This window comes from Sodalis sp. (in: enterobacteria), assembly GCF_047607725.1.
In the GTDB taxonomy this organism is placed as follows: Bacteria; Pseudomonadota; Gammaproteobacteria; order Enterobacterales; family Enterobacteriaceae; genus JBLKSS01.
Window position 1 is genome coordinate 2,729 of sequence record NZ_JBLKSS010000022.1, and the last position, 7,537, is coordinate 10,265.

5 protein-coding genes and 4 pseudogenes (1 of these 9 only partly in view) are annotated in these 7,537 nt (G+C 61.6%); 2 read left to right on the forward strand and 7 right to left on the reverse strand.

The window, feature by feature from the left end; translation table 11 throughout:
- Positions 1-754 (forward strand): annotated as a pseudogene (gene ybaL / locus ACMX3H_RS02615) (YbaL family putative K(+) efflux transporter) (it extends 931 nt beyond the left edge of the window).
- A gap of 79 nt (positions 755-833) precedes the next feature.
- Here ybaL and hemH read toward each other — a convergent pair.
- The 7 genes and pseudogenes from hemH to ACMX3H_RS02650 form a co-directional block, all read right to left on the reverse strand.
- Positions 834-1,794: pseudogene (hemH, locus tag ACMX3H_RS02620) on the reverse strand (ferrochelatase).
- 639 nt (positions 1,795-2,433) lie between these two features.
- Positions 2,434-3,078 (reverse strand): adenylate kinase, encoded by a 645-nt coding sequence (gene adk, locus ACMX3H_RS02625; protein WP_415209699.1) that lies wholly within the window; start codon positions 3,076-3,078, stop codon positions 2,434-2,436.
- A gap of 361 nt (positions 3,079-3,439) precedes the next feature.
- Positions 3,440-3,790: pseudogene (locus tag ACMX3H_RS02630) on the reverse strand (molecular chaperone HtpG); the annotation flags it as partial.
- Between the two features lie 373 nt (positions 3,791-4,163).
- Positions 4,164-4,616: a gamma carbonic anhydrase family protein gene (locus tag ACMX3H_RS02635; RefSeq protein WP_415209700.1), complete on the reverse strand. Its 453-nt coding sequence runs from the start codon at positions 4,614-4,616 to the stop codon at positions 4,164-4,166.
- 127 nt (positions 4,617-4,743) lie between these two features.
- Entirely contained in the window at positions 4,744-5,973 is a 1,230-nt protein-coding gene (locus ACMX3H_RS02640; RefSeq protein WP_415209701.1) for an MFS transporter, read from the reverse strand.
- On the reverse strand, positions 5,919-6,299 hold the full coding sequence (locus ACMX3H_RS02645) for a hypothetical protein (protein WP_415209702.1): 381 nt from the start codon (positions 6,297-6,299) through the stop codon (positions 5,919-5,921). The genes ACMX3H_RS02640 and ACMX3H_RS02645 overlap by 55 nt, the downstream gene beginning before the upstream one ends.
- Positions 6,300-6,313: 14 nt before the next feature.
- Positions 6,314-6,772 carry an aminotransferase class I/II-fold pyridoxal phosphate-dependent enzyme gene (locus ACMX3H_RS02650; protein ID WP_415209703.1) on the reverse strand — a complete coding sequence of 153 codons (459 nt, stop codon included), beginning with the start codon at positions 6,770-6,772 and terminating at the stop codon, positions 6,314-6,316.
- Here ACMX3H_RS02650 and ACMX3H_RS02655 point away from each other — a divergent pair.
- Positions 6,674-7,537, forward strand: a pseudogene (locus ACMX3H_RS02655) (phage minor head protein); the annotation flags it as partial. The gene ACMX3H_RS02650 and the pseudogene ACMX3H_RS02655 overlap by 99 nt on opposite strands.

Here is a 7,537-nt window from a genome sequence, read left to right on the forward strand (position 1 = left end):
TATCTTGCTGGGAAAATYGGCCGCGGCCTTCGCGCTGGTCAAGCTGTTCGGYCTGTCGCTGCGCMCCTCGTTGACCATCGCCGTGAGCCTGGCGCAAATCGGGGAATTCGCGTTTATTCTGGCCGGTCTGGGCATCGCGCTCAATATGCTTTCCGAACAAGGGCGCCATTTAGTCCTGGCCGGCGCGATTCTGTCAATCATGATCAATCCGCTGATGTTCGCCCTGTTGGAGTGCTATCTGACGCGCTACGATAATGAAARCGATGCCCGCGAACCACAGCAGGAGGAGAATGCCCCACTACCGCCGTCGATAAGCCACCACGCGCTGCTGGTGGGCTATGGCCGCGTGGGCAGCTTGATCGGAGCAAAGCTGCTGCAGGCGGGCGTGCCGATGGTGGTGGTGGAAAATACCCGCGCCCGCGTGGATGCGCTGCGTGATCAGGGGGTCAATGTGGTGCTGGGCAACGCCGCCCGGGCCGAGATTATGGCGCTGGCGCGGCTGGACACCGCCCGCTGGCTGCTCGTGACCATTCCCAACGGTTTCAAGACGGGAGAAATTGTGGCGCTGGCGCGCGAACAGTATCCCGATTTGACCATCATCGTTCGCGCGCACTACGACGATGAGATGGACTACATCACCGAGCGCGGCGCCACGCAGGTGGTAATGGGAGAGCGGGAAATCGCCAACAGTATGATTGCCCTGCTGCAGCGGGAAATGGAGCAAACGCCCCTGCAGCCCTCCTGCGCGGTCTAAGGCCGCRCAGGCGGCCGCAGGTGGAAAGCTCGGCAGCCGCAAACACGGGCCGTCTGCGGCCGCAAACGTCGAGTAACAGTTATCGCAGCTCCGCCATAACGAGCTGACGCAGCATCTCCACATGGGCCGCATCGTCGTTCAGCGCCGGAATATAATGGAACGCGCTGCCGCCGGCATGTTCAAATATTTCCCGATTTTGTRCCTGGATCTCTTCCAGCGTTTCCAGGCAATCGGCGGCGAAACCGGGGCAAATTACCTGCACCCGCTTCACCCCCTGCGACGATAGGCTTTTCATCGTTTCATCCGTGGCGGGCAGTAGCCAGGGATCGCGKCCGAAACGCGACTGAAAAGTCATCAGCACCTGTTCGGCCGGATAATCCAGCGCCGTGGCCAGGGCCTGGCGCGTGACATCGCACCGCTGCGGATAATCGTCTCCCTCTTCGGYGTAGCGCTGCGGTATACCGTGGAAAGAGAGCACCAGGCGATCCGGYCTGCCGTGCCGGGCAAACGCNTGNGCNNNGCTNNCNNNNAGCGCGGCAATATACGCCGGATGCGCCRCGTAATCGCGAATGAAGCTTATGGACGGTAAGCATCGGTAAYCCATCAGGCTGCGCGCCACCGCATCCCAAATCGCGGCGCTGGTGGAGCAGGAATACTGCGGATACAGCGGCAGGATGTATAAGCCGGGTGATGTCTTGGGCGAGAAGCCGCGCCTGCGGCAGCGCCGGCTGGCCATAGCTCATCGCCAGCTCCACCACGACATCCGGCAGGCTGGCGGCCAGCGCCTGCTGCTGACGACGGCTGTAAACCAAAAGCGGTGAACCCTCCTCCATCCAGACACTTTGATACAGCTTGGCCACCCTCGGCGAACGCAACGGCAGGATAACGCCGTACAGCAGCGGTAACCACAACGCGCGCGGCGTATCCACCACGCGCCTGTCGCTGAGGAATTCGGCCAAATAGAGCTTGACCGCCTTGAGGGTGGGGGCTTCCGGCGTGCCCAGATTGACCATCAATACGCCGTATTTTTCCTGCCTCATTGCCGTTTCCTTATCGGTTCGTCGCTGGCGCTAACCCCATGGATTTATCAGGGTTAAACCCGCTATCGGAGAAGGTATTGTAGCGGAAAAGCGGGCTTTGAGAATGGTTATCATCCATTATCATTGCAATAGGTGATGTCTGATGCAGCGTACTCGGGCGCGTCGTCGGCGCGCAGGGGTGTCGTTCGCGATGGCGTCATTCCTTCGCGGGCGCACCGTACGAGGGTCGTTGGGTGAGAGTACGTCGTTCAAGGGTAAGACGTAGGAAAGCGCGTCGCCAGCAAAACGCCCAGGCAAGCGCCTAGCTGCTCATGACGACGGCACTCTCCGCAGCTGACGCATCCGACTTACGGCCCGCGCCCGTGCATAAGCAATACCGCCGCCGTGCCCGGCGCCGGCCAGTTCCCGAGATCCGCCCGGTAAGCAAGACAATCGCCCGGCAGGGTCACTGCCGTCCTCGCGTCGGCCGATATCAACGGCCCACACGGTGAAGAGGTTCATCGCCGTAGCGGCCATTCAGGCCCGTGCGGCAACCGAGAACAGCGGGCCGCCCGGCGCGCAGGCTATCGGTGTCGGTCACCGTTTCCGCACAGGCCGCTGCTTGACGAGGACAAGAACGGCGAAAAATCCGGCGATGAATCAGCCGAGGATAGCGGCCAGCTCGGCGCTAACCTCGTTCACATTGCGGGTGCCGTCGATCGTGAAATAGCGGGTATTACCTGCATCCGCTTCTTTACGGTAATAGTTGATCAGGGGCGCGGTCTGTTGATGGTATTCCACCAGACGCTTGCGTACGGTGTCCTCCTGATCATCCTTGCGGGTGGTCAACGGCTCGCCGGTGACGTCATCCTTGCCCTCCTGTTTGGGCGGGTTGAACTTCACGTGGTAAACCCGGCCCGAAGGCGCATGCACCCGGCGACCGACGATACGGTCGATGATAAGCGTATCCGACACCGCGAACTCCAGCACATAATCCATCGCAATACCCGCCTCTTTCATGGCATCAGCCTGGGGAAGGGTACGGGGAAACCCATCCAGTAGGAACCCATTGCAGAAATCATCTTGTTTAATGCGTTCTTTGACCAGCGCGATCACCAGCTCATCGGTCACCAGTTTGCCGGCATCCATGAGCGCCTTGGCCTGCTTGCCGAGTTCGGATTGCGCCTTCATCGCGGCACGTAGCATATCGCCGGTGGAAATCTGCGGAATGCCGTACTTCTCCATGATAAATTGTGCCTGAGTGCCTTTACCAGCGCCCGGAGCGCCCAGCAGAATGATACGCATTGCGTCAATCCCCTTGCTAATCCAAAAGTATTTTAAAATCTGAAAAAAAACGATAAACCATACCACTACCGGCACGCATTCCTCAAGCAACCGATATCGTTGGCGGCGGTTGTCCGCGGCTTTCGGATTTGCCTGAGGAAAACGGCCCGCCGCTAGCGCATCCGATCATAACGTAAAACCGTTCTGGCGGCGCGGGAATATCATGGCATAGAGAAACTTTTAGCGCCTGGCGGCCAGGGAAAACTGCCTGTGGAGGTAGGTAGGAGGCGTGCTTCGCGCGGCCGAGGCTCGTCGCGGCTATTCTCCGCCCGCAGAGAAGGTGGCAAATCCTCCCTTAGTCGGGGGATTTGCCGTGCTACCGTTAGGCGTTCAGCAGTTGGTTCATACGGCGGATGAACTGGTTAGGATCCTCAAGCGTACCGCGCTCGGCCAGCAACGCCTGATCCAGCAGCAGCTCTACCCATTCGCCAAACGCGCCGTCATCGGCCATATCGGCGGTGCGTTTTACCAGCGGGTGCTCCGGATTCAGTTCAAAGATATATTTGATCTCCGGCGCGGCTTGGCCTGCGGCGGCAAACAGTTTGGCCATTTGCGTCGTCATATCATTGGCGTCAGTGGTGATGACCGCGGGGGTATCGGTCAAGCGATGCGTGAGCCGCACCTCTTTGATGCGCTCGCCGAGATAGGTCTTCACGCGCTCAACGAAAGGCTCAAAGGGCGCTGCTAACAAGCAGTGAAGATATCGACTGCGTGCTGAGTTTGACGGTGTTTATTTGGGCGGTGGGGGCATTCAGCGCCCATTCGCGCCTGGCGGATTTTGCCTCGGATTACCTTGCCGCCGAGCTGGGCACGGCCGGAATTGGCGCCCGCGCCGCCGCGTCAACAATAATCATAGGCGCCGCGGTGCCGCGGCAACTGCAAGAGTGGCGGTCCCGCCAAGGAGAAAGGCACCCCAGACGGGTGCCGGAAACCGCGCGGGCGTCGGCCCTGCCGGCGCACCGGGGGCGTTCAGGCGGGCGTAGCGGAGGGAACAATCCCCGCGGCCGCCGGCCGTGCCGGCATGCCTGATGCGTGGGCGGCGGGGATCACCTCTGTTCGCGCAACTGCGTCCGATACTCCCGCGCGCGGCGGACATAGTTAGCGCAGGTGGCGATCATCTCCAGGCGTTGCGCCTCGCTTACCTCGCGTATCACCCGCGCCGGCGAGCCGAACACCACGCAATGATCCGGGATCACCTTACCTTCGGTAATCAGCGTGTTCGCGCCTATCAGACAGTGGCGGCCGATTTTCGCGCCGTTGAGGATCACCGCGTTAATCCCTATCAAACTGTAGTCGCCTATGGTGCAGCCGTGCAGCATCGCCTGATGCCCGACCGTGACGCCGCGTCCCAGGGTGAGCGGCGCGCCGGGATCGGCATGCAATACCGCGCCCTCTTGGATATTGCTCTGCGGGCCGATGTCAATGCGGTCATTATCGCCGCGTATCACGGCATGAAACCAGACGCTGGCGTCGGCCGCCAGCCGTACCTGGCCGGCCACCACGGCGCCGGGGGCTATCCAGCAGTCCGCGTCGGCGTCGACCTGGTGAGAACTAAAGCATACAGCATCATCACTCCTGTTGTGTGTCAACGGCCCGGACGGCGCTGTGAGCATAATAGCGCGCGCATCACTCGCGGGGCGGCGCTTGCGGGGCATCGGCGCCGTGGGGATTGAGCCCAATGGCGGGCAAACGCTGCAAAATAATCAAGGCCGCCGCCAGGACCGCAACCACCAGCAGGCTCAACGACACCGCCTGCATCAGTGCCAGGGGCAACCACTGCGCCAGCGGCTCGCCGGCGTGGGTCTGCATCAGCACCTGCGGATCGAGATACGCCCCGGAGTGGGCGGACAACCCGCGCGCGCGGAACAGGCGCAACAGCAAGAAGTGGTAACACCCTTTCACCATCGCGCCCACCACCGCCGTGGCGATAAGGGCCCGCACCAGCCGCAGCGATTTTTGCAGCGCGGTGGCGATCCCCATATGCTTGCGCCGCGCCAGCGCTTGGGTAAACAGCGTCAAGTTGATCATGGTGAAGCCCAAGTCGCAGCCGGCCATGATGGTAAGCGTTAGCAACGTGGCAAAACCCGCCCGCGTGCCGACCAGCGCATAGCCGAGACTGGCCAGCAGCAATAAACTGAAGCCGATAAACGGCATCAGCGCCGGGTTGGACAGCCGGGTAACAATACGGCCATTCACTATTGACCCCAGCGTCATACACAGCGCCAGCGGGGTAATCAATACGCCGGCATCCGCCGGGCTGAAACCGTAGCCGCCCTGGAACAGCAGGGGCAGATAGATAAGCAGCGAGAACATGGCGCCCCCCGCCAGCAGCGCCAGCCAGTAGAGCTTTTGCAGGGCGGGGTGGGTGAAGAGCGCGCCGGGCAGAAGGGGATCGGCCGTGCGCCGCTCCCGGCAAAGCAGGCCTGTTGCCGACACCAGCAACACGAGCATCAGCAGGAGGCTCAGGCCGTGAGTGCCCAGCGGTAAATGCTCCACCAGCAACTGGAGTGAAATCAGGCTGGCGGCCACCAGCACCGCCCCGGGCCAGTCGACCTGCGGCGGACCGCTGGTCGGCGGCGCGAAAGCCGGCAAAAAGCACCAGGCGAAAAACAGCGCCACGCCCCCCAGCGGCACGTTCAAATAAAACACGTAGCGCCAGCCATAATGGCTACTGAGGTAACCGCCGAGCACCGGCCCCAGCGCGTTGGCGACGCTTGAAATCATACTCAGGATAATTTGCCAGCGCAGTCGCCGGCGGGTATCGGGGAACAATTCGGGAATACAGGCGAACGCACTGCCTATCACCATGCCGCCGCCGATGCCCTGCAGCCCGCGGGCCACCACCAGCTCCAGCATGCTGGTGGACAGGCCGCATCACACAGATCCCAGGGTAAACACCACCGTTGAGGCCAACACAAACGGTTTATGGCCAAAGTAGTCCCCCAAGCATCCGGAATGGGGATCGCCACCATATTGGCCAGCAGATAACCGGTGGCGACCCAGGCATACAGACTGAAACCCTGCAGGTCGCTGACGATACTCGGCAGCGCGTTGCCGACGATAGTCTGCTCCAGGGACGACAGCAACATCACCAGCGAAATCCCGAGCATCGCGAGCAGCGAGGAACGGAAACTGTCCGGCTGACCGGTCATCGTCCCTGATGGCGTGGCGGATAAAGACATAGGCGACGATTCCGTTATGTTAACTGCGACAGCGCCCGCGCGATGCGCGCGATACCGGTTTCAATGGTGTCGAGGTCGGTGGCGATGGAGATCCTGAAATACGGCGACAGCCCGTAAGCGGCGCCGGCCACCAGCGCCACCTCGGCGTTCTCCAGCAAATACAGCACTACGTCACCGTCGCTTTCGAGCGCGGTGCCGTCCTGCTTGCGCTTGCCTATCACGCCGCCGCAGTTGACGTACAGGTAAAACACCCCCGCGGGCGGCAGGCAGGACAGGCCGTCGATGGCGTTGATAAGCGCTAGCGCCGCATGCTGCCGTGTGCGGTAGGTTTCCCGGTTGGCGGCCAGGCTGGATTGATCCCCTTCATAGGCCGCGCCCGGATGTTTACCGTCGCCAAGGCGGCGCGGCTGGACGTCCTGTGTGCGATCCGTGACGAAGTGGACCGGGCCATTGCCGAGGGAATATCCCGGCAGGACTTTATCAACACGCTGACGCCCCGGCTGCAAAAGCTCGGATGGTGGGGGAAACAGGTCGTGGTGGACAGCCAGGGCAATGCCGAAGCCGTGCAACTGGGCAGCGCCCGACGCCTGGCGACGATATATAACGTCAATACCCGCGTAGCCTATAATGCCGGCCGCTATGCACAGATGATGGCTACCGCAGACCTTTATCCCTACTGGCAGTATGTCGCCGTCGGGGATAGCCGCACCCGGCCCTCACATGCCGCCCTGCATGGCAAGGTTTTTCGTTACGATCACCCCTTCTGGCAAAGTCATTACCCGCCCAACGGGTTTAACTGCCGCTGCCGGGTACGCGCCTTGTCAAAACGCTGACTGAATGCGTTGGGCCTGCGCGTTACGGAAGAGGCCGGTCAGCTACACACTCATGAGGCAGAGGCGGGTGTCGATAAGCGTAGTGGGGAAATCGTCACCACCCCCGTTACCACCTTTGATGATGGCAAGGTAAAAATGACGCCGGATGTGGGCTGGTCCTATCACCCCGGCGCGGCGGCGTTCGGTGTTGACCAGACAATGATCCGCAAACTCCTTGAGGTCAAAGACGCGGCGCTGCGTGAAGCCGTGGTGCAGGAGATGAACAACAGCCCGGCGCGTCAGTTGAGTTTTTCGCTGTGGGCCACGCGCATTATGCAAAGCCGGCGTGCCGGTAACGGCATTCACACGCTGGGCTTTTTGCCGGAAGCCATTGCCCGTGCGGTACAGGCGCGCACGGGGCAGGCA

Excerpts from the sequence above, each read along its gene's own strand:
- adk (WP_415209699.1), bottom strand. The coding sequence starts at position 3,078 with ATGCGTATCATTCTGCTGGGCGCTCCGGGCGCTGGTAAAGGCACTCAG.
- ACMX3H_RS02640 (WP_415209701.1), bottom strand. The coding sequence starts at position 5,973 with ATGCTGGAGCTGGTGGTGGCCCGCGGGCTGCAGGGCATCGGCGGCGGC.
- ACMX3H_RS02645 (WP_415209702.1), bottom strand. The coding sequence starts at position 6,299 with ATGTCTTTATCCGCCACGCCATCAGGGACGATGACCGGTCAGCCGGAC.